Raw genomic sequence first — 26,420 nt, 5'->3', positions numbered from 1 at the left:
CTCACCGATTCGTGCCGATGCCCTATTCCCCTTTGCAGCACCTTCCCGCCGAGCTGATCGAGCGCGCCGCGCGCGTCCGCCTGGCCTGTTTCGACGTCGACGGCACGCTGACCGATGGCCGCCTGTATTACGACCACGCCGGCCACGAGAGCAAAGCGTTCAATGTGCTCGACGGCCAGGGTCTCAAGCAGCTCGACCACGCCGGCATCCAGGTCGCGCTGATCACTGCGCGCGCCAGCCTGTCGGCGGAAAAGCGCGGGCAGGATCTGGGCCTGCATGTGCAGATCGGGGTCAATAACAAGCGCCTGGCGGTGCTGGCGCTGTGCCAGGAGCACGGCCTGTCGCTGGACCAGGTGCTGTTCATGGGCGATGACCTCCCAGACCTGCCCGCCCTGCTGGCGGTCGGCTTGCCGGTGGCGCCGGCCAACGCGCACCCATGGATCGCCGAGCGCGTGCAGTGGCACACCCGCGCCCGTGGCGGCGAAGGTGCCGCGCGCGAAGTCTGCGATGTGGTGCTGGCTGCACAAGGCCAGGTCGAACGCATCATCGAAAGGTTCTCGGCATGAATTGGAACTGGCGCACCACCCTGGGCGTCGTGCTGTTCGTCGCCGCCGTGATATCCGGCTGGTCGGCCTGGAAGCAGCGCGCGCGTCCGGCCGCCGCGGCCGTGCAGGAGTCCGGCGCGGACTACATCCTGCGCGACTTCGAGCTGATTGCCCTGGACAAGCAGAGCGGCAAGGAGTCGATGACGCTGCGCGCGCCGGAAATGCATCGCAACCGTGCCGACCAGACCGCAGACATCACCACGCCGGTGTTCCTGATGCCCGACAACGCCAATCTGCCGTGGACCCTGCGCTCCAAGACCGGCTGGGTCAACCCGGACGGCACCCAATTGCGCCTGCGCGGCGATGTCGAGGGCGACAGCCCGACCGGCGGCGCCACCCCGCCAACCACGTTCCGCACCCAAAGCCTGGACGTGTTCCCGCAACAGAACATCGCCAAGACCGACGCACCAGTGACCATGACCCGCCCGGGTATCATGCAGAGCGGCGTCGGTTTCGAAGCCGACCTCAAATCACGCCAGTACAAGCTCCTCTCTCAGGTCAAGACCCGCTATGAACCGAATGCTGCCCGCTAAACTGGCGTTTGCCGCACTGCTGCTGCCTGCGTTGGCAATGGCCAAGACCAGCGATCGTAACCAGCCGATGGCGATCGACTCCAATGCCAACGATTGCAACATGCTCGACGACAGCGGCAAGTGCCGTTTCAGCGGCAATGTGGTGATCACCCAGGGCACGCTGGAAATCCACGCCGACACCGCCGATATCTTCCAGAAGAACGGCCAGACCGATCGCGTGGTGCTCAACGGCAAGCAGGCCACGCTCAAGCAGGAGATGGACGACGGCGCCACGATGCACGGCCAGGCCGACAACATCGAATACAAGGTCGCCGATGAGATCATCATCCTGACCGGCAATTACAAGGTCGATTCGCCCAAGGGCACCAACGCCGGCCAGCGCATGGTCTACAACACCAAGACCGGCAACATGCAGAGCGGCGGCGATGGTAGCCGGGTGCGCACCATCATCCAGCCGAAAAATGCGGCGCCTGCCGCTGCAACGCCTGCGGCGACACCGGCCGCCAAGCCCGCTGCCAAGCCGCAGGGGAAGAAGTAATGCTGGTCGCCACCGGTCTGCGCAAGAAGTACAAGCAACGCGAAGTGGTCAAGGAGTTCGGCCTCACGCTCGAGTCCGGCGAAGTGGTCGGTCTGCTCGGCCCCAATGGCGCCGGCAAGACCACCTGCTTCTACATGATCGTGGGTCTGGTCGAAGCCGATGCCGGCCGTATCGAATTGGATGGCCGCGACCTCACTGCCGAACCGATGTACGCACGCGCCAAGCTGGGCGTCGGCTATCTGCCGCAGGAGCCGTCGATCTTCCGCAAGCTCACCGTGGCCGACAACATCCGCCTGGTGCTGGAGCTGCGCGAGGAACTGGACAACGCCGGCCGTGAGAAGGAACTGGTCTCGCTGCTGGAAGAATTGCAGATCACCCACGTGGCCGATCAGCTCGGCGCCAGCCTCTCCGGCGGCGAACGGCGACGTTGCGAGATCGCACGCGCGCTGGCGGCCAAGCCGCGCATGATGCTGCTGGACGAACCGTTCGCCGGCGTGGACCCGATTTCGGTCGGCGAGATCCAGCGCATCATCATCCACCTCAAGGAGCGTGGCATCGGCGTGCTGATCACCGACCACAACGTGCGCGAGACCTTGGGAATCTGCGACCGCGCGTATATCCTCGCCGAGGGAGGCGTACTGGCGCAGGGGGCACCAGACACGTTGCTAGCCAATCCCGACGTCCGTCGCGTGTATCTGGGGGAAACTTTCCGCCTTTGAGCGCGTCGCCGCGCCAACGTTTTTTCCAGTCAGTGCCCGCATGAAAGCCCGGCTCCAGACATCGCTAGGACAGCAGTTGGTCATGACGCCGCAGTTGCGTCAGGCGATCAAGCTATTGCAGATGTCCACCACCGAGCTGGAACTGGAAATCGCCGAGGCCGTGGAAACCAACCCGCTGCTGGAATGGGCCGACGAAGCCGCGCATGCGGCCAGCGACATCGCGGTGGAATCCGCCCCGTCCGCGTCCACCGAAGAACCCCAGCGCGAAGAAGTCGCGCCTGCCGAGCGCGACGACGATTGGTCGCAGGACGAGCTGCAGTGGACCGGCTCGGGCAGCGGCGGCAGCTTCGACGACGACGAGTCCGGCGATGCCGCAGAGCGCGTGGCCGAATCCGAAACATTGGCCGACCACCTCTTGTGGCAGTTGCATCTGTCGCCGCTGTCGCCGCGCGACCGCCAGATCGGCGCGATGCTGATCGACGCCCTCGACGAAGACGGCTACCTGCGCGAACCACTGTCGGCCATTCTCGAAACCCTCGCGCTGGGCGCAGCGGTCGACGAGGCCGACGTGCTCACCGTCCTGCATCAGATCCAGCGCTTCGACCCGGTGGGCGTGGGCGCGCGCACGCTGGGCGAATGCCTGGCGTTGCAGCTGGGGGTGCTCGATGCGGACACGCCTGGCCGCGAGCTGGCGCTGCAGATCGTTGCCGGCCCGCTGGAACGGCTGCCGCGCGCCGGCGTGGCCGGGCTGGCGCACGAGCTCAAGCGCTCCACTGCCGATGTCGAACAGGCGGTGCAGCTGGTGCGCTCGCTGGACCCGCGCCCGGGTAAACAGATCGGCGACCTGTCGCAGGACACCTACGTTGTTCCCGACTGCGTGATCTGGCGCCAGCGCGGGGTCTGGCGGGCTGCGCTGGCCGGCCGCGCGCAGCCCAAGGTCACCATTCACCGCGGCTACGAAAACCTGATCCGCAGCTGCGGCGAATCCGATGCCGGCTATCTGCGCGGCCAGTTGCAGGAGGCGCGCTGGCTGCTCAAGAGCCTGGAGGCGCGTGGCGAAACCCTGCTGCGGGTGGTGCGCTGCCTGCTGGAACATCAGGCCGGGTTCCTGGAGTTCGGTGCGCAGGCCTTGCGCCCGTTGACGCTGCGCGAGATCGCAGGCGAGCTCGGCCTGCACGAGTCCACCATTTCCCGCGCGATCGCCCGCAAGTACGTGCGCACCCCGCGCGGCACCATTGCGCTGCGCGCGTTCTTCGCCTCCGGCATCGACACCGACAGCGGCGGCGAGGCCTCCAGCACTGCCATCCAGGCCATGATCCGGCGCCTGATCGATGCGGAAAACCCGCGCAAGCCGCTCTCCGACGCCAAGCTGGCCGATCTGCTGAAAACATCCGGCGTCCCAGTGGCGCGGCGCACCGTTGCGAAGTATCGTGAGGCCATGAACATTTCCGCCTCCCACGAACGCGTGCGCATCGCCTGACGTTGCAACCACCGCAACGCCGGCCTGCGCCGGGTTTATCGGATCCCCGGAACGGTTCATTGGCCCACCGACCAATGGAGGTATCCGATGCGTATCGAGACGTATGGCCACCAGCTTGAAGTGACCCCCGCCCTGCGGGAGTACGTGGCAAGCAAGCTGCAGCGACTGCAGCGCCATTTCGACCAGCACTGCGAAGTCCGAACGCAGCTGGCCGTCCGCAAGCCGGACCACCACGTGGTCGCCACCGTCAACCTTCCCGGTCGCACCCTGCACGCAGATGCCAGCGGTTCCACCATGTATGCGGCCATCGACCTGCTGGTCGACAAGCTCGACCGCCTGGTCCTCAAGCACAAAGAGAAGAAATGTAACCACCACGCCCGCGAGGTGCGCGACAATCCCGCATGACGCTTCCCGCCTGATGCCCCCATGCCTTTAACCGATCTGATGGCGGCCGTGCGCACCCTGGTGTCGCCGGCCGCCGATCGCGACACCGTCCTGCATGCCGCCGCCGATCTGCTCTCCTGTCGTCAGGCCGGCGCCGACGAGCTCTACGCCAACCTGTGCGAGCGCGAGGCCCTGGGCAGTACCGCCATTGGCCATGGCATCGCCATTCCGCATGGGCGCTGCCCCAACCTCACCGAGCCACGCGGGGCCTTGCTGCGGCTGGACACGCCGGTGCCCTTCGGCAGCGACGAGCCGGTGGATCTGGTCTTCGCCATGGCCGTGCCGGCGCACTACACCCACCAGCACCTGATGCTGCTGTCCGAGCTGGCCGAACGGTTCTCCGATGCCGACTTCCGTCGGAACTTGCGCGCCGCACCCAACGCCGATGCCCTGATGGCGCTGCTGGCCGACGTGCCGCCCGCGCAGGCGAGCGCGGCATGAATACCAGCATCACCGCACGCGAACTGTTCGACCAGCAGCGCGACAAGCTGGCCCTGCGCTGGGTCGCCGGCCCCAAGGGCGAGCACCGCGAGATCCAGGCCGGCAGCAACAACGCACGGCGCCCGTCGCTGGCCGGCTACCTCAATGTGATCTATCCCAACAAGGTGCAGATCCTGGGCACCGAGGAACTGGCCTGGCTGGACTCGCTGGATGCGCGGCAGCGCTGGGAAACCATCGAAAAGATCATCCAGGTGCAACCGCTGGCGCTGGCGATCAGCAAGAACCAGTCATGCCCGGAAGATCTGCGCGCGGCGGCGGACGAATCCAATACGCCGCTGTGGATCTCGTCCAAGCGCGGCCACGAACTGCTCAACCACCTCTCCTACCATCTGGCGCGCACGCTGGCGCCGCGGGTCACCTTGCATGGCGTGTTCATGGAGATCTACTCGATCGGCGTGCTGATCACCGGCGAAGCCGGCTCGGGCAAGAGCGAGCTGGCGCTGGAACTGCTCAGCCGCGGTCACCGGCTGGTGGCCGACGATGCCCCCGAGTTCACCCAGATCGCGCCCGACGTGCTCGACGGCACCTGCCCCGAATTGCTCCAGGATTTGCTGGAAGTACGCGGCCTGGGCGTCTTGAACGTACGCGACATGTTCGGCGACACCGCGGTGAAGAAGAACAAGTACCTGCGCCTGATCGTGCACCTGACCCGGCCGATGACCGAGCCGACGCCGTCCGGCTACGAGCGTCTGACCGGCGATTCGGGCAGCCGCCATGTGCTGGACCTGGACGTCCCGCTGATCACCCTGCCGGTCATGCCCGGCCGCAATCTGGCCGTGCTGACCGAAGCGGCGACCCGGCTGCATATCCTGCGCACCAAAGGCATCGACCCGGCAGCGATGTTCATCGCCCGCCATAGCAACCTGCTGGAGCGACGCACGCCATGAGTATCGCGCCCTCCACGCTGATGATCGTGAGCGGGCTATCCGGCTCGGGCAAATCGGTCGCGCTGAAGACCTTCGAAGACCTGGACTACTACTGCTCGGACAATCTGCCGGTCGAGCTGCTGCCGGACTTCGTCAAAAGCCGTCTGCGTGGCAACCCGGTCGGCGACCAGCGCCTGGCGGTGGGCATCGATGTGCGCAGCCGCAGCGACCTGACCCAGCTGGCGCAGTGGCGCCAGGCTGCGCAGGAATACGGCATCGAGGCGCGATTGCTGTTTTTCGAAGCCAGCGACGAGGCGTTGATCAAGCGGTATGCCGATACCCGCCGCCGCCACCCGCTCAGCCATCTCGGCCTGGCGCTGCCGGAAGCGATTACCCGCGAGCGCCAGTTGACCGAACCGTTGCGTACGCAGGCCGATGCCGTCATCGACACCAGCACGCTCAACGTGCATCAATTGCGCCGCCGCGTGGTCACCGAGTTCGCGCTTGGTTCCCATGATCGGCTGTCGCTGCTGTTCGAATCGTTCGCCTACAAGCGCGGCGTGCCGGCCGAAGCCGACTTCGTGTTCGATGCGCGCGTGCTGCCCAATCCGCATTGGGATCCGGAGCTGCGCGCACTCACCGGCCGCGATGCCGGCGTGCGCGAGTATCTGGACAACGAGGCCGACGTGCAACGCTACAGCGCGCAGATCGTGGACCTGCTCGACACCTGGCTGCCGCGGCTGCGCAACGACACCCGCAGCTACGTGACCATCGCCTTCGGTTGCACCGGCGGCAAGCACCGCTCGGTGTACATGGCCGAACGCATGGCCCGACATGCGCGCGAACAGGGCTGGCCGGAAGTGGCGACGTTTCATCGCGAGCAGGACTGAGGGGCTGGGATTCGGGATTCGGGATTCGTTACAGCGGCATCCTGCGACGTGAGCGAGCTGCACCTATATTGAGAACAACACGCTCGCTAGCCTTACTTCTTAGGTTGGATTGCTTGCGCGGTGGCTGGCGTGTGGCGACGCTGCGCAGGCCGACGACGCTGTAGCTGATGCGACTGGATCGCCGACGCCCCGAACATCGCTTGGCGTTCTCGTTCGACGCGCCATGCAACGCTGCACGACCAATGCGTCGGAGGTATTCCGCCGCGCACGGCTACGTGCCCATGCTCGCTACAGGGAAAACGGCAGCGCTCGCTTGCCATGCAGGCCGCACTGCTGACGCTGCAAGGCACACATCGGCGCCACGTATGCAGCGCACGGTGCGCACGATGGCGACACATGCTGCCGCCACGTCGCTGCAGCGGTCCTAAACGTCTATTCAGTTCGCAACGCATCTGTGCGGGCAAACGCTATCGCGCAGTCATGCTGACCTGTTAACGTTTCGGCATGGCCTGTGGCATTCTCCTCATTACTCATCCCGGCATCGGCGCAGCGTTGTTGAACGTGGCGACGGGGCTATTGCGGCAGTTGCCGTTGAAGACCGAAGCATTCGATGTGCCGTTCGATGCAGACCTGGACGCGTTACTGCCCCAGGCATCGTCGGCGATGCGCCGGGTCGACAGCGGCGACGGCGTGCTGGTCATGACCGACCTGTACGGCGCCAGCCCCAGCAATCTGGCCAACCGTCTGGCCAAGCTGGGCACCCCGGTTCGGCGGGTGTCCGCGCTGAGCCTGCCGATGCTGCTGCGCGTGATGAACTACCCCGAACAAGGACTGCAGGAGCTGCCCGCCACTGCGGCGGCCGGTACCCGCAACGGAGCGATCATCGACGATGCTTGAACGCGAACTCATAGTTTCCAACCGACTCGGACTGCATGCGCGGGCCACCGCCAAGCTGGTGCAGACGCTGTCGTCGTATCGCAGCAACGCCACCCTGGCGGCCAAGGGGCGCGAGGTGAATGCCAAGAGCATCATGGGCGTGATGTTGCTGGCCGCAGGCCAGGGCACCAGCGTGGTGGTGCGGCTGGACGGCGAAGACGAAGCCGAGGCCTTGCAGGCGCTGGTGGACCTGTTCGAGCGTCGTTTCGACGAGGATAGCTGAGCATGCGCGGCGTCGGGGCCGTTGCGACCGACACGGCGCCGCCGCGCCAGGGACGCGCATGAGCCTGCGCCTGCGCGGACATGGCGCTGCACGCGGCAACGCGCTTGGCCGCGCGCGCGTGCGCCAGAGCCATACCCTGGAAGTGGCCGAACAACGCGTGCCCGCCAATCAGGTGGAAACGCAGCTGCAGCGCCTGCATGCCGCCATCGCGTCGGCACGGGTCGAAATGCAGCAGCTGCGCGACCGCCTGCACGGCGCACTGGCGCGCGAGGTCGGCGAATTTCTCGAGCTGCATGCATTGCTGCTTGACGACCCCGAGCTGCTGCAAGGCCTGGATGAGCTGATCCGCACCCACCGTTACAGCGCCGACTATGCCTTGCGTGTGCAGCGCGACCGCCTGGCGGCGGTGTTCGACGGGATGGAGGATGCGTACCTCAAGAGCCGCATGGACGATCTGGATCACGTGATCGGCCGCATCCATGCGTTCCTGCACAAGCGCGCACCCGACCTCAAGGGGGTGGCCGGCGAGATCCTGGTGTGCGACAACGTGGCACCTTCCGAGCTGGCGCAGCTGCAGGCGCAAGGCGTGGTCGGCATCGTCACCACCGCCGGCAGCACGCTGTCGCACAGCGCGATCCTGGCGCGCAGCCTGCACCTGCCGTTGGTGGTAGGCGTCAGCGACGCGCTGCAGCGCATCGAAGATGGCGATGTGTTGATCGTCGATGCCGGCTCGGGCCAGGTGATCGTCGACCCCAAGCCCGAACATCTGCGCGACTACCGCGAGCGACTGCGCGCGCTGGCCAAGGAACAGCGCGAGCTGGGCCGGCTACGCTCCAAGCCCACGCGCACGCGCGACAACGTCGACATCACCCTGCTGGCCAACGCCGAATCGCTGGAAGACGTGGCCAACGCGCATGCGCTCGGAGCCAGCGGCCTGGGCTTGTACCGCACCGAATTCCTGTTCCTGCAGCGCAACGAGCTGCCGGACGAAGACGAACAGTTCCACACCTACCGCGACACCGTGCTGGGCATGAGCGGCCGCCCGGTCACCATCCGCACCCTGGACCTGGGCGCCGACAAGGCCGACCGCACCGGTCTGACACTCAGCGATGAGGACAACCCGGCGCTGGGTCTGCGCGGCGTGCGCCTGTCGCTGGCGCGGCCGGCGGTGGCGCAGGCGCAATTGCGCGCGATCCTGCGGGCGTCCGGCTACGGGCCGGTGCGCATCCTGGTGCCGATGGTCAGCGGCCGCGAAGAAATCCTGCAGTTGCGCAAGCAGTTGAAGAAGCTCACCGCGCAGCTGCGCGAGGAAGGCCACGAGATCGCCGAGCACATTCCGCTGGGCGCGATGATCGAAGTGCCGGCTGCGGCATTGGCGCTGGACTGCTTCATCGACGATATCGATTTCCTGTCCATCGGCACCAACGACCTGGTGCAGTACCTGCTGGCGGTGGATCGCAACAACGAGGCGTTGGGCGAGCTGTACTCGCCCCTGCATCCCGCCGTCCTCCGACTGATCGCGCAGGTCATCGCCACCGGGCGCACCTACGGCAAGCCGGTCGCGGTGTGCGGCGAAATCGCCGGCGATCCGCGCTTCGTGCCGATGCTGCTGGCGTTGGGGCTCACCGAGTTCAGCCTGCATCCGGCCACCTTGCTGGAAGTGCGCCGCGCGGTGCGCGACACCCATCTGGGCGACTTGCGCGTGCACGGCGAAAAATTGCTGCGCGCCCGCGATCGCAAGGGCATCGAAAAATGGCTGACTGGCCATGCGCAGGGGTTGCTGCGGTAATTGCGGCACGCACCCGGCCCGGCAGCGCGGCCGATGCTTCAAGACCTGCGTTTCCTTCAAAACGGCGTTCGACACGATTTCGCAGCCCTGCAGCTGGCCCAGACGGTGCTGCGAATCGGCATGCACCGCTTGGACAGTACGATTGCTGCGCGCCGGTCACGCCCGCTCGCACCGCTTTGATCGCTTCCTTGGTCGAAAAGCGCATCGACGATGCCGCCTGCATCGTCAATCGCGTACCGCTCCATCCACCTTCAGCAGCCCTCGCGGCTTGGCTGCGTCCACCGCGCACGCCCTGCGCAAGCGCGCGGCAGCGACCCTGTATGTTTCGTCACCATGCGCAAGCGATAATGCCTCGCTGACCCAGCACCGCGTCCTTTACCGATGGCGCGTCCACTCTTCCGGGAAGCCGCGCATGGCCGAAGCCGTCCGCCACGACAAAACCGCGCGCCAGCTACGCCTGCTGTCCGACGCGCTGGATAGCGGACGCCTCGGGCCGGTACGCCGGTTGGTCAATACGCTGGCGCCGGCGGAAATCGGCAACCTGCTCGAATCGCTGCCACCCGGCAAGCGCGAAGTGGTGTGGGGGCTGGTCGATCCGGAAGACGATGGCGAGGTGCTGCTGCACGTCGGCGACGAAGTGCGCGAAAGCCTGCTGGCCGACATGGACCCGGACGAGATCGTGGCTGCGGTCGAAGACCTGGACATCGACGATCTGGCCAACCTGGTCGAAGACCTGCCCGACACCGTCATCGATGAAGTGCTCAAGTCGATGGACCGCGAAAACCGCGAGCGGCTCGAGCAGGTGCTGTCGTATCCGGAAGACACCGCCGGGCGTCTGATGAACCCGGACGTGGTCACCGTGCGCGCCGACGTCAACGTGGACGTGGTGCTGCGCTATCTGCGTCTGCGCGGCGAGCTGCCCGACCACACCGATCACCTGTACGTGGTGAGCCGGCGCCACCAATACCTGGGCCGTGTGCCGCTGGCGGCGCTGGTCACCCACGAAGACAGTACGCCGGTCAACCGGCTGATCGACGACGAGCAACCGGCCATCGATGTCGGCGACGGTTCGGACGAAGTGGCGCGGCGCTTCTCCGACCACGACTGGATCTCCGCGCCGGTGGTGGACGACAACAACATCCTGCTCGGCCGCATCACCATCGACGACGTGGTCGACATCATCCGCGAGCAGGCCGAGCACCAGGCCATGAGCGCGGCCGGCCTGGACGAAGACGAAGACATGTTCAGCCCGGCACGGCGCGCATTCCGGCGCCGCCTGATCTGGCTGAGCATCAATCTGTGCACCGCGTTTCTGGCGTCCAGCGTGGTCAGCAGGTTCGAAGGCACCATCGAAAAACTGGTGGCGCTTGCGGCGCTGATGCCGATCGTTGCCGGCATGGGCGGCAATGCCGGCACCCAGGTGCTGGCACTGATGGTGCGCGGTCTGGCACTGGGCCAGATCGGCTCGTCCAACGTGATGACCCTGCTCAAGAAAGAGCTCACTGTCGCGCTGATCAACGGGCTGTGCCTGGGCATCGGGCTTGGCTTGATCGTGCTGGCCTGGTTCCGGCAACCGATGCTCTCGCTGGTGATCGGCACCGCGTTGACGGTGAACATGCTCACTGCCGCCTTCGGCGGAGTGCTGGTGCCGGTGACGCTGAAACGGTTGGGCTTCGATCCGGCATTGGCCGGTGGCGTGATCCTGACCACATTGACCGACGTGATGGGCTTTTTGAGCTTCCTGGGCCTGGCCACGTTGATACTGCTGCCCTGACCTTGCGGTGCCTGGGCCCAGCGGCAATGCATGCGATGCCGACAAGCAGATGAATATTCGACCGGAATCGCCGCGCATCGACACGCCAGCGCACCGGCATGCGGTAATACTGCACCCATGTGATCGGTCGGGAGAGCTGCGTGATTCGTCGTTGTCTTGTTGTCATTGCCTTTGCGCTATTGCTGGCCGGCTGTTCCAGTATGGCTGAGCGCCACCACGACGAACGCCGCGGCCACTTCGTCACCCGCACGTTGAAACTGGAAGGGCGCCTGTACCGCTATCAAGTGTTCGTGCCCGCGTCCAAGGTGCCGCAGCCGCGGCCCATCGTGCTGTTCCTGCATGGCTCGGGCGAGCGCGGCGATAACGGGCGCGACCAGGCCGAAGTCGGTGTGGGCCCGTACTTGAGCGAACACACCGCCGACTTCCCCGCACTTGTCGTGCTGCCGCAAGTGCCCGAGGACGAGGAGTGGATGGGCATCAATGCGCGCATGGCGATCGCAGCGCTGGACGCGGCCAGCGCCGAGTTCGGTGCCGACCCGCAGCGCACCTACCTCACCGGCATTTCGATGGGTGGCTATGGCGCCTGGGAAATCGGGCTGATGCAGCCGCAGCGGTTTGCGGCGATCGTGCCGATCTGCGGCGCGCTCAAGGCACCGCGCGATGAGCGCCGCACCTTGTACGTGAGCCTGGTGGCGAAGGAAGCGGACCCGTACACCGCGGCAGTGACGCAACTCAAGCACGTGCCGATCTGGATGTTCCATGGCGCCAAGGACGATTCGGTGCCGCCGCACGACGACCGCGCGCTGTACCGCGCCGCGAAGGGCGTCGGTGCCAATGTACGTTACAGCGAATATCCGCAGGGCAATCACAATGCCTGGGACGCAACCTATGCGGACCCGGCGATGTGGGAATGGATGTTCAAGCAGCGCCTGCGCTGACGGTGTGCAGCGCCACGCCGGCACTGCGCCCGCGTGCCGGCATGACACGGCCAATGCGCCTTAGAGCGGCTGACAAAACGTAGCGATCAGTCGTCAGGTGGTGCGGACGGCGCACAGGAACCGAAGTGTTCGCGTGGTACATGCCGATTCCGAGCACCAGCCGCGCCCGCCTGGCGGCTGCGCAGTCGTTTTGTTAGCTGCTCTTAGTGGTGATAGCCGTTGTCAGCGGTGATCTTGCCGCGGAATACGCGATACGACCATACCGTGTAGCCCAGGATCAGGGGCAGCAACATGACCAGCCCCACCATCGCGAACAGCTGCGAAGACGGCGGTGCGGCAGCCTGCCAGAGGCTGTAGACCGGCGGCACCAGATACGGCCACATGCCCAGCACCAGGCCCAAAAAGCCCAGCACGAACAGGCCCATCGCCAGCAGGAATGGCAGCGCATCCGAGCGTGCGGCCTCGCTCGCACGCCACAGCGCCACCGCCACGATGGTCACCAGCAGCGGCATCGGCATCAGCCACAGATAGTGCGTGCCACTGAACCAGCGCTCCATCACATGCGACTGCAGCGAAGGCAACCAGGCGCTGACCAGGCCGATGAAGATCAACACACTGATGGTCAACGGTCGACTCAACTGCCGCGCCAACTGCTGCACATGGCCTTCTGTCTTGAGAATCAGCCAGGTACTGCCGAGCAGCGCATAGCCGAACACCAAGGCGGCGCCCGTCAACATCGCGAACGGGCTGAACCAGCCCCAGATGCCGCCGACATAACGGTCGTTCTCGATCGGCAGACCCTGCACCAGGGCGCCCAGGATCACGCCCTGCGCGAAAGTGGCCAGGATCGAACCGGCGGCAAACGCATTGCTCCACAAGCGCCGCGAGCGATGCGCCTTGAAACGGAATTCGAAGGCCACGCCGCGGAACACCAAGGCCATCACCATCAACAGCACCGGCAGATACAGCGCCGACAAGATCACCGCATACGCCTTGGGAAATGCGGCCAGCAGCCCTGCCCCGCCGAGCACCAGCCAGGTTTCGTTGCCGTCCCAGATCGGCGCGGCGGTGTTCATCATCAGATCCAGCTGCGCTTCGTCCTTGCGGAACGGCGCCAGGATGCCGATGCCGAGCACGAAGCCGTCCAGCACGACGTACATCAGCACCCCGAAGCCGATCACCGCAAACCACGCCACCGGCAAGACGCTCGTCATCCCCATCATGCGGCTCCGTCGATCGATTCGTCGGCTGCCGACAGCGGTCGTGCGGGCGTGTGTTCGCCATGGTCCAGATGCGGCGCGTCGGCATGTGGGGTGGGCCCTTGCTTGCCGATCTTGACCAGGTACCAGATGCCCCAGCCGAACACGAACGCGTAGCCGGCTACATACACCGCCAGCGAGATGGCCGTCATCAGCGCAGACTGCGGGCCCACCGCATCGGCGGTGCGCAACAAGCCGTAGACCGCATAGGGCTGCCGGCCGATTTCGGTGACGAACCAGCCGGAAATCAGCGCGATGAAGCCGCTCGGCAACATCCAGCGCCAAACCGCCAGCAACCAGCGCCAGTGCACCAGCTTGCCGCGCCACAACGCGAACGCAGACACCCAGGCCACCAGCAGCATCAATGAGCCGATCCCTACCATGATGCGGAAGGCGAAGAACACCGGCGTCACCGGCGGACGCTCGCTTGCCGGCACCGACGTCAGCGGTGCGATGCTGCCATCCGGGCGGTGGGTCAGAATCAGGCTGCCCAGGCGCGGAATCGCCACCTCATAGTCGTTACGCTCGGCCTGTGCGTTGGGCACCGCAAACACCACCAGCGGGAATCCCTCGCCCGGTTTTTCGTCATGCCAGTGCGCTTCCATCGCGGCGATCTTCATCGGCTGATGCTTGAGCGTGTTCAAGCCGTGCATGTCGCCGACAACGATCTGCAGCGGTACGGCGATCGCGGCAAACACCACGGCCAGCTTCAGCATGCACAGCCCGGCTTGGCGATGCACGCCACGATGCAGATACCACGCGCCCACTGCACCCACCACGAAGCAGGTGGTGATGAATGAGCCAAGCGCCATGTGCGCAAGCCGGTACGGGAACGAGGGATTGAAGATGATCTTCAACCAGTCGACCGGATGCACGATGCCGCCGATGACATCAAAGCCGGCCGGGGTCTGCAACCAGCTATTGGACGAAAGAATCCAGAACGTGGAAAACAGCGTGCCCAGCGCCACCATGCAGGTGGACAGGAAATGCAGGCGCTCGGAAATACGCCCCCAGCCGAACATCATCACGCCCAGGAAACTGGCTTCCAGAAAGAACGCGGTGAGCACTTCATAGCTCAGCAGTGGCCCGATCACGCCACCGGCCACGCGGCTCAATTCCGGCCAGTTGGCCCCGAACTGGAAGGCCATCACGATGCCGCTGACCACGCCCATGCCGAAGGACACGGCAAAGATCTTCTGCCAGAAAAAATACAGCTCGCGCCAGACCGTCAGACGCGTGCGCAACCAGCGCCATTCCAGAAACGCCAGCAGACTGGAAAGCCCGATGGTGAATGCCGGAAACAATACGTGGAACGCGATGACGAATCCAAACTGGATCCGCGATAACAGCAGTGCGTCCATGGAGAACCCTCCAGGAAAAATGATCGTCGACGTGCAGCTCGCAGGTCGATCACCGGGATGCACTGCATCGGGCGATCGCGCGCACTCTGCTGCGCTAGGCGATCATGATAGGGACGGTCGCGCCCGTTCCCGATGCGACACGGCGTCGCATCCGCGACAAATTGCCGCCCTTGTCCTGCGGTGCGTCGGACCACCTGCCTCCGCTAGGCAGTGCGCCGTGCGCCAGAGGCGACCCAATGGCGCGACCGCTGTCGCTGCGGAGTGCCGGGCGCCAATCAATGCACGTCGACAGACGACGCAGGACCCGCCATGCCATGCCTTCCAACCAAGTCGGCGGAACGCTATGGCCGCACCCGCTCCCAGATCCGCAGAAAGTTGCCGCTATACACATCGACGATGCGTTGCGTCGGCCAGCCGGCATCCAGCATCGCCTGCGTGAGCTTGGGCAGATCCGCACCGCTGCGCATCCCGGTCGGCAGGCTGGAAATGCCGCCATCGAAGTCGCTGCCGAAACTCAAGTGTTTCCATGGATCTTCCACGATCCCCATGGCGGCAATCTGTCGGGCGAACGCTTCGTAATAGCCGACGACGAAGGCAAGATCGGCATCCATGTCCGGCGTGCCATCGGCCAGATAGGAGTGCTGCAAGAAGTACGGCGCCAGGATGACGCTGATGCAGCCACCGGTCTGCACGATGGCACGGATCGCCGCGTCGTCGAGCGCCCGGTCCAGGTGACGCGACGGCCGCGTCTCCACACCGCGCGTGACGCTGCGCGATGCGCCATGCGAAACGAAGGCCGGCACGTTGCGACGGAGGCAGATGCCGCAGGCGTCGCGTATCCCCTGGCTTGAGGTATGCGAAAGATCCACCAGAAGCCCGATATCGATGCAGCGCTCCACCACCTGCCGGCCAAACTCCGTCAGCCCCGCGCCCTGACGTTCGCGCCACGGATTGAGCGATGCATAGCCGGCCTGGGAGATGTCGGTATGGCTGAAATGGTTGAGCGTCAGATAGGCGGCGCCGGCCCTGGCTGCACTTTCCAGACGCGCTAGCCGCAGCGCCTGGCTGCGGCGCCCGCGTGGTCCAAGCATGTGCGCACCTTCCAACGACAGGATGGCGCAGCACAGACCCGCTGCGCGAATCGCGCGTAGCTCGGCGGCGCTGCGTGCCAGCCGCATTCGCCCGCCGCTCGCCGCCACCATCTCCTGGACATAGCGCCGATGCTCCACCCAGTGTTTCCAGGGGTCGAGAAAAGGCGCGCCGACGAGGTTTTCCCAAAGTGCGTGGGCACTGAAACAGGCACCGCCATAGCCGCCGGCGAGAAAGTCCGGGCCGCTCACGTGGTACATCAGCGGTTGATTGCGGCCTCTCGGTGAGGTCTTGGACATCAACCAGAGGATCGGAGAACGCCGATGCGCTTTCCAATCGCCCTTCCAGAAATCGAAGCCGCCTAGGCGCGACAGATACAGCGAATCCAGATGCGTATCGACCGGACACGCCAACGCATGCACTGCTTCCAGCGTGAGCGGCGAAGGCAAATCAGCCAGGTTGTCGGATGAAACTGCATGCATGGGCGAACCCCGGCAATGACGTCTGAAGAAGTGACCCATAACGCGCGTTCCCGCATTGACTATCCGGCCGATATTCTTCGTGCGCCTTGATGGGTCGAGCCTGTGCGTTCGAATGAGAATAACCGAACTGGACAATCAGATCCCCAAGACGAATGCACAGGCCGAGAGGAAAACGCAGGACTGCTGACGCAATTCTCGTTTCGCTGCGCAATCTATCGGTGCGGCGGTTTTTCGTTACTGGACCCGTCGTCGTCTAACCAGGGCGGGACGAGGCCTGGACGCTTTTGGCGACGATGCGGCCGCGCATGCCGGCGGCGGCGCATGCCGCGACGAGGAGCCTGCTGATCGGCCACGGCCTGGGTGTGCACCCGCAGCGGCTCCTGGACAGGTGGGTTAGCGCGCGTGCGCGATTGCGGCCGCACTCCGCTGACGCCGTGATCCGTGGCCAGGCCAAAAACCGGAACACATCAACGTTGTCAGCAACGACGAGGGCAATTCCCCGTTGCCCACGCACATGAGCGGCTGCCCGCTGCTTATAGCTTACAAATCCGTCATCGCACACAACGCATCAGCGCCCAGCCACGCCCACCATCGCTCACATCCGCGCGCGCACGCGTCGCGCGATTTCGCTGACCGCTGCGATGACTGCGGTCAGCGCGACCATCGAGAGGAATTGCGCGCGCGTATCGGCCGAAGAGGCCAACAACACGAAGATCACGGCCAGGATGACCAGCGCCAGCACGGTCAGAAACGGATAGCCGCGCATGCGGAACGGCAGCGCAAGGCCGGCACGGTCCGCGCGGGCGCGCAAGATCAGTTGCGACACCAGCGAGATCGTCCACACCAGCAGGCAGGTGGCGCCGACGATGTTGAGCAGCATTGGCAACACCTTGTTCGGATACAACAACTCCAACGCTGCGGCGGCGAAGCCGAACAACACGCTGGCGATCACCGCCACCAGCGGCACCTGCTCGCCGCTGGTCCTGGCCAGCAACCGCGGCGCTTCGCCGCGCTGGGCCAGCGAGAAGATCATCCGCGAAGCGCCGTACAGATTGGCGTTGAGCGCCGACAGCAGTGCGACCACCGCCACCAGGGTGATCGCCGTGGCGGCACCGGGAATGCGAGCCACCTCCAGCACGGCCGCAAACGGCGAGCTGAGCGCGGCGCTGGTCCACGGCACCACCGCCACGATCACGCTGATCGACCCGATGTAGAACACCAGGATGCGCCAGGCCACGGTGCGGATGGTGCGCGCCAGGCTGCGTCCCGGGTCGGCGGTTTCCGCTGCGGCCACCGCGACGATTTCGGTGCCGCCGAAGGCGAACACCACCACCAGCAACGCCGAGCCGATACCGGCCAGGCCCTTCGGCGCAAAGCCGCCGTTCTGGGTGAAATTGGACAGCCCGGGCGACGCCACCCCAGGCAACCAGCCCGCCAGCAACGCCACGCCGATCAGCAGGAACACCACGATCGCCAGCACTTTCAGGATGGCGAACCAGAACTCGAACTCGCCAAAGTTGCGCACGCCGAGCAGATTGATCGCAGTGAACGTGGCCATGAACAGCAACGAGAGCAACGGCACCGGCAACGCCGGCCAGACCGTGGCCAGCAGCCCGGCTGCGCCTACCGCTTCTGCCGCAATCACCACCACTATCTGAAACCACCACAGCCAGCCCACGGTAGCGCCGGCCGTCGGGCCCATCGCATCGGCGGCATACACCGAGAATGCCCCGCTGGCCGGCTTGGCGGCGGCCATTTCGCCCAGCGCGTTCATCACAATGATGACCAACGCCCCGGCGATCAGATACGAGATCAGCACCGCCGGCCCGGCCGCGTGAATGCCCACGCCGGAACCCAGGAACAACCCGGCGCCGATCGCCGTGCCCAGGCCCATCATCATCAATTGCCGCGGCTTCAGCGCATGGCGCAATGCAGGCGTGGCGGGCGCAGCGGTCTCAGCAACGGAATCGGTCGGAAGCGGCATGGACGGGCTTGCATGGATGGAATCGCGACACGATACCGCGTCGCAGCGCCTGCCGCGCCTCTTGACGCCAGCCCGGGGAAGGAGTGGCGATGTCGCCCGATCGCACCCTTGCGCTCGGCTTTGCAGCAGACAACGCCCGGCAACCCGCCGGCGCACGCTGCCGCCTGTCGGCCCGTGCAGCGCGCGCATGACCTTTCGTCTTCAAGAAACGGGCAAGGCACATCCCCGAACAATCCGGAGATGTGCTTTGATGCGGCCAAGAGCAACGGGCAATCATCTGTGCAAGCCTCAGATGGACGGCCACCCGTCGGATCGTCCTGTAGACCAAAGCGCCGCGCTTCCTGCGCGCCCTCCACGTCCATCTGACCAGTGCTCGCTACCGCGCATTCGCGACTCCGTGCGCGCCCGGTCACTCCGCCAGGTTCTTGCCCGCACCCGCCGTGGCGATCACCTTGGCCTTGACCTGTGCCGCCGGTGTCACGGTGTAGATGTAGCCCAGCGACTCCGGGAACACCTTGGAGCTCACCCAGTTGGTGGCATTGGCGTAGGGCTTGCTGCCGTCCGGCGCGCTCCAGGTGATGCCGCTGCCAACGTAGTTGTTGATCAGGTCCCAGTAGCCGATCTCGCTGCTGTCGCGCGAGGTCACCGGGTTCTTGATGTTCTCGAAGTAGTTCGACTCGATCTTCGCCACCCCACCCATGCGCACGTTGATGCCTGAGGTGAACACATTGTTGAAGTAGTTGTTGTAGACGTGGCTTAAGCCGCGCCGCTGCAATGGCAAGCGCGATTCCACGTTCTCGAAGCGGTTATGGTGATACGTGGTGCGTGCAGCCGAGTTCTTGGTGTCGCTGTCGCTGTAGCCATTGAGCGCGACCTTTTGATAGTTGTAGACATGGTTGTAGGACACGGTGACATGGTGCACGCCCTTCTTCATATCGATGCCGCCATCGAAGGAGGCATCGCCCGCACCGGAACACTTGGTGAGCGAGGCGAAGATGGTGTTGTGGTCGATCCAGATCTTGGACGGCTCGCCGCTGGAGTTGCCTTCCAGCGAAATCGAATCGGCATCTTCACCGCCTTGCAGCAAACCGATGGTCATGTTCTGGACGATCACGTTGTGCGCATCGCCCACCACACGCACGCCGAAGTTCGCCGACGAGCCATGGGCGCCCTTGATCGTGATATCGCTCTTGTTCTTGACTTGCACTGTCTTGGCCGGCAACTTCCATTGCGCGCACACGTCCTTGATGGTGCCGAAGTCGAACTGGCCGGTGTAGTTGAGCACCAGCCCGCCGCTACCGGAATAGTTGTCGATGGCGGCCTGCACCGCTTCGAACGTCGCCACGTTGACCGCTGTCTTGTTGCCGCCGCCGGTGGTGGCGGCACCGTAGCCGACCGGGCCGGCAATCGCGCCCGCGGCGCAAGCGGACAGTGCAAGCGCGAGTGCGCCCTGGAGCGTCTTGATGATCATGTAGCCTCTCCCAAAGAAGTCGACAAGCAATGCAGGCCGTCTGCGCAGTGGCGACGACAACAGCAATGCAGTGCGTGGGGGGCTGCATTCTTCGCGCGATTTAAAACATAAAACAATTATTCATCTTCGAAATTTAGACACACCGCGGCGTTCTCTTTCCGAGACATGCAAAAGGGACAGCGAAGGACAGCCAGGACAGGACACGCCATTGCGGTGCGACTAGCCCTGTCTTGGTCGACGCATGCAGGTGTCGTGTGCCTGCAGATGCCGGCGATACGCACGTGCTCGAACGCGCAGAGCGATCGCGCCTGCAACCGTCACGATCGACATGCCGATCGCAGCGACAGGCATGGACGCAATCAGCGTGCCTGGCGATCGCAGCTGGCCCCTGCATTGCCGTCATGCAATGCAGCATTTGCCTCTACATCGGCACGAACCTGCGGACGCAAGCTGTCGCGCGCGAGCGCCGTCGCAGCGCATCAGAGCGCTTACGCGCCTGGCCGCCAGTAGCCTGCGATGCCTCCCACGCTGCGGCGTGTGCACTGCGACGCCGGCGCATCAACATGGGCCGGCAGCTTGAAGCGGGCCTGCGACCGTGCTCGAACCTCCATCGACACGGATGCGCGGAACGCATGCAGCGCCGCGCTTGCCTCGATGCAAGCAGACGACGCTGCAGGGCATCTATCGCAGGCACGGATTGATGGTGTCCGCCCATCGCCGCATCATCGCAGCAGGCAGGCAGCTAAACGCAGTGCGGTCGATCGGCCCGCTGGCCATCGCACACGCACCCTGCACGCTCAAACAGCGCGATTGGCCAGTGCGGACGAACGCAACATCTGGCCACCGGGCCACGGTGTCTGATCGTCCAGGAAATTGCCGACCAGGCGCATGCACGGCACGCGTTCTTCCACGTGCGGCATGTGGCTGGAGTTGGCGAACACGTGCCAGCGCGCATCCGGAATCAACCGCGCATAGGGCTCGACGGTTTCCGGCGTGGCTTCATCGTACTTGCCAGAGAGCACCAGCGTGGGTGCGGTGATGCGGTGCAGGCGCTCGATGATGCTCCAGTTGCGCAGGCTGCCCACCACGTGGAATTCGGTCGGGCCGTTCATGGCGTGATACACGGTTGGATCGGCGTCGATGGCGGCAAACGTACGCGCGACCTCGGCAGGCCACGGCAGCACGCGACACACGTGCTGCGCGTAGAACACCTGACTGGCGGCGCGGTAGGCCGGATGATCCAGCGTACCGGCGGCTTCGTGCTCGTCCAGTGCTGCCTGGATATCCTCGGGCAGGCGCGCGCGCAGGCGCAGCGCAGCAGCGCGCCACAACCCCATCGAGGCGGGCGAATTGGCGATCACCAGCGCCCGCAGGCCAGCCGGACGGCGCACCGCATGTTCGGCTGCCAGCATTCCGCCCCAGGACTGGCCCAGCAATGCGTATTGCGACAGCCCCAGATGCGCGATCAGCGTCTGCAGCTCGTCCAGGAACAGCCCCACTGTCCAGAAGCCTGGCTCGGCATTGCGCAGATGGGTGGAGTTGCCGTTGCCCAGCTGGTCGTAGTGGATCACCGCGCGGCCGTTGGCCGCCAGGTCCTTGAAGCTGTCCACGTAGTCGTGCGTGCACCCGGGACCGCCGTGCAGCACCAGTAGCGGGCAGGCATCCGCGCACAGGTCGCCGGTAATGCGGTACCAGGTGCGGTAGCCGCGGAATTCGACGTAACCCTCGGTGCACTGCATGACCTGCGCCTGCCTACGGCAATGATGAGGCCCGAGCCTAGCGAGCGCGCCGAGCGGCGTTAACTGGCAAATTTCACAGGTTTGGGCGCGCCCGGATGCGCGGTTGGTGCTGGCCGATAGCCGGTTCGATCGAACGCGGCGCGTCGCCGGCTGCAACGGCGAGCGCGCGACTCAGCACCGCTTTTGGATCGAAATGCCGGCTTCGAATCATCGCATCTATCGCATCTGCGAGCGCCACTGGACTCCATTCGGTCCAAGAACAGATCAGCGTTTCGAACACGGGTGGGTCGCGCCAGCGAAGCGGCATTCCATATGCGCTCTGCCACTGCGAAACCTGCGTCGCCGCGGTACCGCAGCGACGCAGGCACGCTCGAATAATGCTTATGGCTCCAACAACCGATAGTGCATACCACGCACCACTGCTTCCACGCGGTTACGTGCGCCCAGCTTGCGGGCGGCTGAATTCAGATGCAGGTTTACCGTGGCGGTTGAACGGTTAAGTGCCGCGGCGATCCGTTTGGACGTCAGGCCTTTGGCCGAATATTGCAGGCATTCGCGCTCGCGGCGGGTCAGCGCGATGTGGTGGCAGCGGCGTTCCTGTGGATCCAGCAACTCCTGCGCACGCGACTGGAAGGCATGCGCCAGCAACAGGAAGGGCAGCAACTGCGCTTCGGCCAAACGCGGCGCTTGTGCCGCCGCGGCATCGATCGCGCCGCTGAAGGTGGCGAATGCGCCACCAGGCAAATGCAGCGGCACGGTGACACCGGTGCCCATGCCGCTATCGCATAGATACCGGGTCACTTGCCGGTGCTGACCGCCCACATATTCCACACCGGGGCAATGGCCGTCGGTGCGGTACGACCATACGAACGGCGTGGTACGTCGCGTTGCACGTTGCTGAACAGGGTCATGTTGGTAGTACCCGTGCTCGCACCACACATGCTGCATATCGCCCGGCGCATTGCGCTGCATGAACACCGTTGGCGTGATCAGCGCCCCCTCCAGACTCAGGGGCACCGGCGCGTAGTCGTAAACCAGCAACTGGAAACCGAGCGCACAGACATCGCCAAATACCCGGTCCAGGCAGCTATCGAGCGTCCGCAACGCCTGCAGATCGCGGCCCAGGCTGGCCAGAATGTCGAACATGGTGATCCTTCGGTACCGGTGGTTGCCAGCAGATGACATCCAGCATGGAAAACCTAGCACTTTTGCCAATGGATGGGCTTGCCGGCCACATTATCGTCACAATGCCGGTCGTATGGCGGCAGCATGGCACCGGCGTTCAGGTCGTCCAGGCGCTTGCGCTGCGTGCCGGCATTCCTTTCAGCGGACACCTGCATGATCGACACACCACGCCGCGACGATGCGGCCACGCTGGAACGCTTCGGCTACGCACAGGAGCTCAAGCGGCAGCTCACGCTCAAGGATCTGTTGATCTACGGGCTGGTGTGCATGGTGCCCACGGCGCCGTTCTCGATCTTCGGCGGCGTCTTCGACATCAGTGCCGGGATGGTGCCGCTGACCTACCTGGTCGGCTTCGTGGCGATGCTGTTCACCGCACTGAGCTACCAGCAGATGTCGCAGGCATTTCCGGTGGCGGGTTCGGTGTATGCCTATGTCGGGCGCGGGCTGAGCAGCGGCATGGGCTTTCTGGCCGGCTGGGCGATTCTGCTCGACTACCTGCTGGTGCCGACCCTGCTGTATGTGGTCGGCGCCAATGCGATGCATACCGTGTTGCCGGCGGTACCCCAGCCGGCGTGGATTGCGTTCTTCGTGGTGCTCAACACGGTGGTGAACCTGCGTGGCATCGAAACCACCGCACGCGCCAATCGCTTTTTCCTGCTTGCGCAGTTGCTGGTATTGGCGGTGTTCGTGGTGCTGGCGACGCTGGCGATCCAGCGCGGCGTCAATGGGGCGCACTGGAGCTGGCGCCCGCTGTATAACCCACAAGCGTTTTCTCCGCAGTTGATCTTCAGCGCGTTGTCGGTGGCGGTGGTGTCGTTCCTCGGCTTCGATGCAATCTCCACCATGTCCGAGGAAGCGCGCGGCGGCAACCGTGTGGTGGGACGTGCAACCTTGCTGGCATTGCTGATCGTGGCAGGGCTGTTTGTCTTGCAAACCTGGCTGGCGGCATTGCTGCAGCCCACCCTGCAGCGCTACCCAAGCGCGCAGGCATCCAACGATGCGTTCTTCGAGATCGGGCGATTGATCGCCGGGCCATGGCTGCAGATCGTCATTGCGCTCACCGTGGCGATCAGCGCGGCAATCGCCAATTCATTGGTTGCACAGGCGGCCACCTCGCGGCTGTTGTTCGCCATGGCGCGCGACCGGCAGTTGCCGGGCTTTCTGCGCTACATCCACCCACGCACCGGCGTGCCGCAGCGCGCGATCCTGCTGGTGGCGGGCCTGAGTCTGGTACTGGGCGAAGTCTTCGTCGGGCAGATCGCGCTGCTGTCGTCGCTGTGCAACGTCGGCGCACTGACCGCCTTCGTGCTGCTGCATATCGCAGTGCTGTGGCACTTCCGCACCCAGGGCCGGCATGTGCTGCATGGCGCGGTACCCTTGATCGGGATCGTCATCCTGGCCTACGTGCTGCTCAATGCCGATCTGCATGCACAACTGGGCGGCGCTGCGTGGATGGCGGTAGGGCTGGCGGTACTGGCGTTTTTGAAACTCAGCGGACGCTCCACCGAATTCCGCGCCAGCGACGCGCTGGAATAGCCGCCACAGCAGCACCGTCTGTTGTGCCGGCTTACTCCTGGCCCACCGGTGCCGCGGAGCGCGACGGGTCAAATTCGTGCTGGGCAACCTCAAACGCGTCATCAGCGTGGTGCATCACGCCAGCAATGCGGATACGCAGGGCTCTAGTTGCAGAAATGGACGATCGCTCAACCATGAATCCGTTTTCGCGAGATGCTGCCACGACGTGCCACGGGCATGTCGCAGTCCAAGCACTGCCTGGCGCCGGTTTGACGTGCAGCGAGCGATCTTCATGGCCAGGGGTCAGGATTGATAACACTTTAGAAAATCCCTCTTGGCCTAGAAAATTTATTCGCAATTGATTGCCGGCTATTTAATCCGGCCGGCTATTGGCCGGCGGCTCGCGGTACGGCAGCAACGAAGTGAACAGTCGCCTGCGGGGAAGACGCCGGTCTCCGGATGTCCCTTGTGGCACTTCCATGGGAGAAAAGATGCGCTGCAGATCGGCCGGCTCGATCTTGGACAGGAAATAAGGTCGCCACAACGTCAATTCGTGATTGTCCGCCAGGTTGACAGTGCTGGCCGGGCCGTCCGTCACGGTGGTGAACTGAGCGAAGCGATCACCGCTGGTGCTGCCGGCGCGCTCGTCAGCAGCCCCGGGGTGATCCCAGTGAGGGTGATGCATGAAAAAGGGCACCGACTGGATCGGATCCAGAGCGCGCGTAAACTGGCGCAGCGTGAATCGCAGCTCGCTGTACTTCGATCTCAAGCTTTGCATATAGTGTTTGTCGGCGCCGGCTGGCCCGAGCCGCGGCGGATTGAACGAATAAATGCTGATCTTGCCCGGGGCTCCGGCCGCGCGCAGAAAGTGCGTGATATCGAAACCGGCGACCGTGGCCGCTGCTGCGCCCAGACTGTGTCCCGTCAATGACATCGACAATGCCTTGCCGCTCTCCCGCGCGCGATTCGTGTAGCGTTTCAGCACGTCCTTCATGACGGTTCCGTCGGCGCGCGGCAACTGAGCTTCGGACTGCCACCATTCCTGCCAGCCTGCTCCAACCTTGCCCAAGGTCGGAAGGCGCTCGTCGAAGACGTTGACGTGTACCTGCGCGATCTGGCTTTTCATGTCGCATAACAGGTCGTCGGTCGCATCCAGGCATGTACCGGAAAAACCCAGCACCACGACAATCACGTCGTCGGTCTCTCGCTCCCATAGTTTCAACCGCCGCGTGGACATCGGCACATTGAGATGCAACCCATCGATGTCAGCCACCGTCGCCGGATCGCCCTTGTAGGATTCGCCTGCGCATGCGCGCATGCTTTCGAGTACAGTGCGGCAGCGCATTTCCCATTGCGGATCCTGTCCGTGTGGCTGCGCCGATGCATGATCCACTTGGGCAATCGCGCTGACGAGATCGCATACCTGGGTATCTACCTGCGGCAGACACATGCCAGATGACCGCGACGCATCAGCCGCGATTGATTGTGTCACTTTGCGTACGCGTTTGACCGGCGCAGCGCTGAGACCGGGAAACGCACTGGCGCTCTCGCGCACGTGCCAGGGGAAAGCGGTAGCGGAGACAGGCACGCAGCTATCGCTCTCGCGCGATTGCGCGTGCGGCAGACGTGGAAAAGAAGTTGAAGTGGTTCGCATGCGACATGTTCCACGTGAGTGCGCAGAGATTCTGGTGATATCCCCCGCCTGGCAAGCAGCCAGAGATGTCGTCCACCGCCGTGAAAACGAACGAAGGGTTCACTATCGCTGTGCATCCCTCCAGGCCGGGGTGAGGTCTCCCAGGGCCCTAGGAGCGCTGATCGCCACCACGAGGATCACGTGGATTAAAGACACCAAGCTGCCACTGCGCAGCAGGATGCTGGACTTGCACCTGCTGACCAGAACCAACATGACCGCCCTGGGAGCTACCGCGACGTCCGGGCCGACGACACGACGGCCCAATGGTTGGCAGACTCGTGCGAGCTTTGTACTGAGAACGACTTTCCATTCCCGAAAGAGATTTTCAGCACATATTCATCTTTGAACTTCCGCTAGGCTCGTTCGGCGCCAACGATGGCGCCCGCTTGTTGCAGCCCCCGCTGCA

At 64.6% G+C, this 26,420-nt stretch carries 24 protein-coding genes and 1 other RNA gene; 15 read left to right on the top strand and 10 right to left on the bottom strand.

All coding sequences use genetic code 11. The annotated features are described in order from the left end of the window. Positions 1 to 17: 17 nt before the first annotated feature. The 14 genes from EO156_RS14815 to EO156_RS14745 all read left to right on the top strand — a co-directional run bounded on the left by EO156_RS14815 (position 18) and on the right by EO156_RS14745 (position 12,236). Positions 18 to 566 (top strand): HAD family hydrolase, encoded by a 549-nt coding sequence (locus tag EO156_RS14815; RefSeq protein ID WP_003487831.1) that lies wholly within the window; start codon positions 18 to 20, stop codon positions 564 to 566. Beyond that, positions 563 to 1,138: an LPS export ABC transporter periplasmic protein LptC gene (lptC, locus tag EO156_RS14810; protein ID WP_003487834.1), complete on the top strand. Its 576-nt coding sequence runs from the start codon at positions 563 to 565 to the stop codon at positions 1,136 to 1,138. Before EO156_RS14815 ends, lptC begins: the two co-directional genes overlap by 4 nt. Then, positions 1,116 to 1,676: a lipopolysaccharide transport periplasmic protein LptA gene (lptA, locus tag EO156_RS14805; protein ID WP_011051948.1), complete on the top strand. Its 561-nt coding sequence runs from the start codon at positions 1,116 to 1,118 to the stop codon at positions 1,674 to 1,676. The genes lptC and lptA overlap by 23 nt, the downstream gene beginning before the upstream one ends. Next, complete coding sequence (gene lptB, locus EO156_RS14800) at positions 1,676 to 2,395, top strand: LPS export ABC transporter ATP-binding protein (protein ID WP_003487836.1); 720 nt, start codon at positions 1,676 to 1,678, stop codon at positions 2,393 to 2,395. Before lptA ends, lptB begins: the two co-directional genes overlap by 1 nt. 40 nt (positions 2,396 to 2,435) lie before the next feature. Next, entirely contained in the window at positions 2,436 to 3,875 is a 1,440-nt protein-coding gene (locus EO156_RS14795) for an RNA polymerase factor sigma-54 (protein ID WP_033482757.1), read from the top strand. 87 nt (positions 3,876 to 3,962) lie between these two features. Continuing rightward, complete coding sequence (gene raiA, locus EO156_RS14790) at positions 3,963 to 4,280, top strand: ribosome-associated translation inhibitor RaiA (RefSeq protein ID WP_005913379.1); 318 nt, start codon at positions 3,963 to 3,965, stop codon at positions 4,278 to 4,280. Between the two features lie 21 nt (positions 4,281 to 4,301). Then, positions 4,302 to 4,760, top strand: coding sequence for a PTS sugar transporter subunit IIA (locus EO156_RS14785; protein WP_003487843.1), 459 nt, complete (start codon positions 4,302 to 4,304; stop codon positions 4,758 to 4,760). Beyond that, positions 4,757 to 5,707 (top strand): HPr(Ser) kinase/phosphatase, encoded by a 951-nt coding sequence (gene hprK / locus EO156_RS14780; protein ID WP_003487845.1) that lies wholly within the window; start codon positions 4,757 to 4,759, stop codon positions 5,705 to 5,707. The genes EO156_RS14785 and hprK overlap by 4 nt, the downstream gene beginning before the upstream one ends. After that, the gene (gene rapZ, locus EO156_RS14775) at positions 5,704 to 6,576 is read left to right on the top strand and encodes an RNase adapter RapZ (RefSeq protein ID WP_016850195.1); all 873 of its coding nucleotides are present in this window, start codon (positions 5,704 to 5,706) and stop codon (positions 6,574 to 6,576) included. Before hprK ends, rapZ begins: the two co-directional genes overlap by 4 nt. A 504-nt stretch (positions 6,577 to 7,080) precedes the next feature. Beyond that, positions 7,081 to 7,473 (top strand): PTS fructose IIA component family protein, encoded by a 393-nt coding sequence (locus EO156_RS14770; protein ID WP_003487850.1) that lies wholly within the window; start codon positions 7,081 to 7,083, stop codon positions 7,471 to 7,473. Then, the gene (locus EO156_RS14765) at positions 7,466 to 7,735 is read left to right on the top strand and encodes an HPr family phosphocarrier protein (protein ID WP_005913389.1); all 270 of its coding nucleotides are present in this window, start codon (positions 7,466 to 7,468) and stop codon (positions 7,733 to 7,735) included. The genes EO156_RS14770 and EO156_RS14765 overlap by 8 nt, the downstream gene beginning before the upstream one ends. Before the next feature lie 58 nt (positions 7,736 to 7,793). After that, a complete protein-coding gene (gene ptsP / locus EO156_RS14760; protein WP_003487856.1) occupies positions 7,794 to 9,524 on the top strand; it encodes a phosphoenolpyruvate--protein phosphotransferase in 1,731 nt (576 codons plus the stop codon). Between the two features lie 412 nt (positions 9,525 to 9,936). Beyond that, positions 9,937 to 11,298 (top strand): magnesium transporter, encoded by a 1,362-nt coding sequence (gene mgtE, locus EO156_RS14750; protein WP_003487859.1) that lies wholly within the window; start codon positions 9,937 to 9,939, stop codon positions 11,296 to 11,298. Positions 11,299 to 11,498: 200 nt separating this feature from the next. Further along, a complete protein-coding gene (locus tag EO156_RS14745; protein ID WP_080954822.1) occupies positions 11,499 to 12,236 on the top strand; it encodes a prolyl oligopeptidase family serine peptidase in 738 nt (245 codons plus the stop codon). Positions 12,237 to 12,303: 67 nt separating this feature from the next. Here the strand turns inward: EO156_RS14745 and EO156_RS14740 are convergent. The 9 genes from EO156_RS14740 to EO156_RS14690 form a co-directional block, all read right to left on the bottom strand. Further along, a non-coding RNA gene (locus EO156_RS14740) (sX9 sRNA) lies at positions 12,304 to 12,378 on the bottom strand. Between the two features lie 61 nt (positions 12,379 to 12,439). Next, positions 12,440 to 13,456 (bottom strand): cytochrome d ubiquinol oxidase subunit II, encoded by a 1,017-nt coding sequence (gene cydB / locus EO156_RS14735; protein WP_016850080.1) that lies wholly within the window; start codon positions 13,454 to 13,456, stop codon positions 12,440 to 12,442. Continuing rightward, positions 13,456 to 14,856, bottom strand: coding sequence for a cytochrome ubiquinol oxidase subunit I (locus EO156_RS14730; protein ID WP_016850081.1), 1,401 nt, complete (start codon positions 14,854 to 14,856; stop codon positions 13,456 to 13,458). The genes cydB and EO156_RS14730 overlap by 1 nt, the downstream gene beginning before the upstream one ends. Before the next feature lie 341 nt (positions 14,857 to 15,197). Continuing rightward, the gene (locus EO156_RS14725) at positions 15,198 to 16,427 is read right to left on the bottom strand and encodes a dipeptidase (RefSeq protein WP_016850082.1); all 1,230 of its coding nucleotides are present in this window, start codon (positions 16,425 to 16,427) and stop codon (positions 15,198 to 15,200) included. Between the two features lie 595 nt (positions 16,428 to 17,022). Then, positions 17,023 to 18,411, bottom strand: coding sequence for an amino acid permease (locus tag EO156_RS14720; protein WP_003491164.1), 1,389 nt, complete (start codon positions 18,409 to 18,411; stop codon positions 17,023 to 17,025). Positions 18,412 to 18,820: 409 nt separating this feature from the next. Then, the gene (locus EO156_RS14710; RefSeq protein ID WP_016850083.1) at positions 18,821 to 19,882 is read right to left on the bottom strand and encodes a pectate lyase; all 1,062 of its coding nucleotides are present in this window, start codon (positions 19,880 to 19,882) and stop codon (positions 18,821 to 18,823) included. A 797-nt stretch (positions 19,883 to 20,679) separates the two neighbouring features. After that, positions 20,680 to 21,621 carry a proline iminopeptidase-family hydrolase gene (locus EO156_RS14700; protein WP_016850084.1) on the bottom strand — a complete coding sequence of 314 codons (942 nt, stop codon included), beginning with the start codon at positions 21,619 to 21,621 and terminating at the stop codon, positions 20,680 to 20,682. A 73-nt stretch (positions 21,622 to 21,694) separates the two neighbouring features. Next, positions 21,695 to 21,901: a hypothetical protein gene (locus EO156_RS14695; protein WP_230577962.1), complete on the bottom strand. Its 207-nt coding sequence runs from the start codon at positions 21,899 to 21,901 to the stop codon at positions 21,695 to 21,697. Between the two features lie 101 nt (positions 21,902 to 22,002). Continuing rightward, positions 22,003 to 22,767: a LuxR family transcriptional regulator gene (locus tag EO156_RS14690; RefSeq protein ID WP_029829276.1), complete on the bottom strand. Its 765-nt coding sequence runs from the start codon at positions 22,765 to 22,767 to the stop codon at positions 22,003 to 22,005. Between the two features lie 192 nt (positions 22,768 to 22,959). Here EO156_RS14690 and EO156_RS14685 point away from each other — a divergent pair, with 192 nt between their 5' ends. Further along, the gene (locus tag EO156_RS14685; protein WP_003491039.1) at positions 22,960 to 24,342 is read left to right on the top strand and encodes an APC family permease; all 1,383 of its coding nucleotides are present in this window, start codon (positions 22,960 to 22,962) and stop codon (positions 24,340 to 24,342) included. A 352-nt stretch (positions 24,343 to 24,694) separates the two neighbouring features. Here EO156_RS14685 and xopAP read toward each other — a convergent pair whose 3' ends face one another. Next, complete coding sequence (xopAP, locus tag EO156_RS14675; protein WP_313905351.1) at positions 24,695 to 25,876, bottom strand: XopAP family type III secretion system effector; 1,182 nt, start codon at positions 25,874 to 25,876, stop codon at positions 24,695 to 24,697. Positions 25,877 to 26,420 lie beyond the last annotated feature (544 nt).

The organism is Xanthomonas sp. DAR33341 (assembly GCF_003992815.1).
Lineage (GTDB): Bacteria > Pseudomonadota > Gammaproteobacteria > Xanthomonadales > Xanthomonadaceae > Xanthomonas > Xanthomonas cissicola.
The sequence above is the reverse complement of the archived record's forward strand: the minus strand, read 5'-3'. Positions and strand labels throughout refer to the sequence as shown.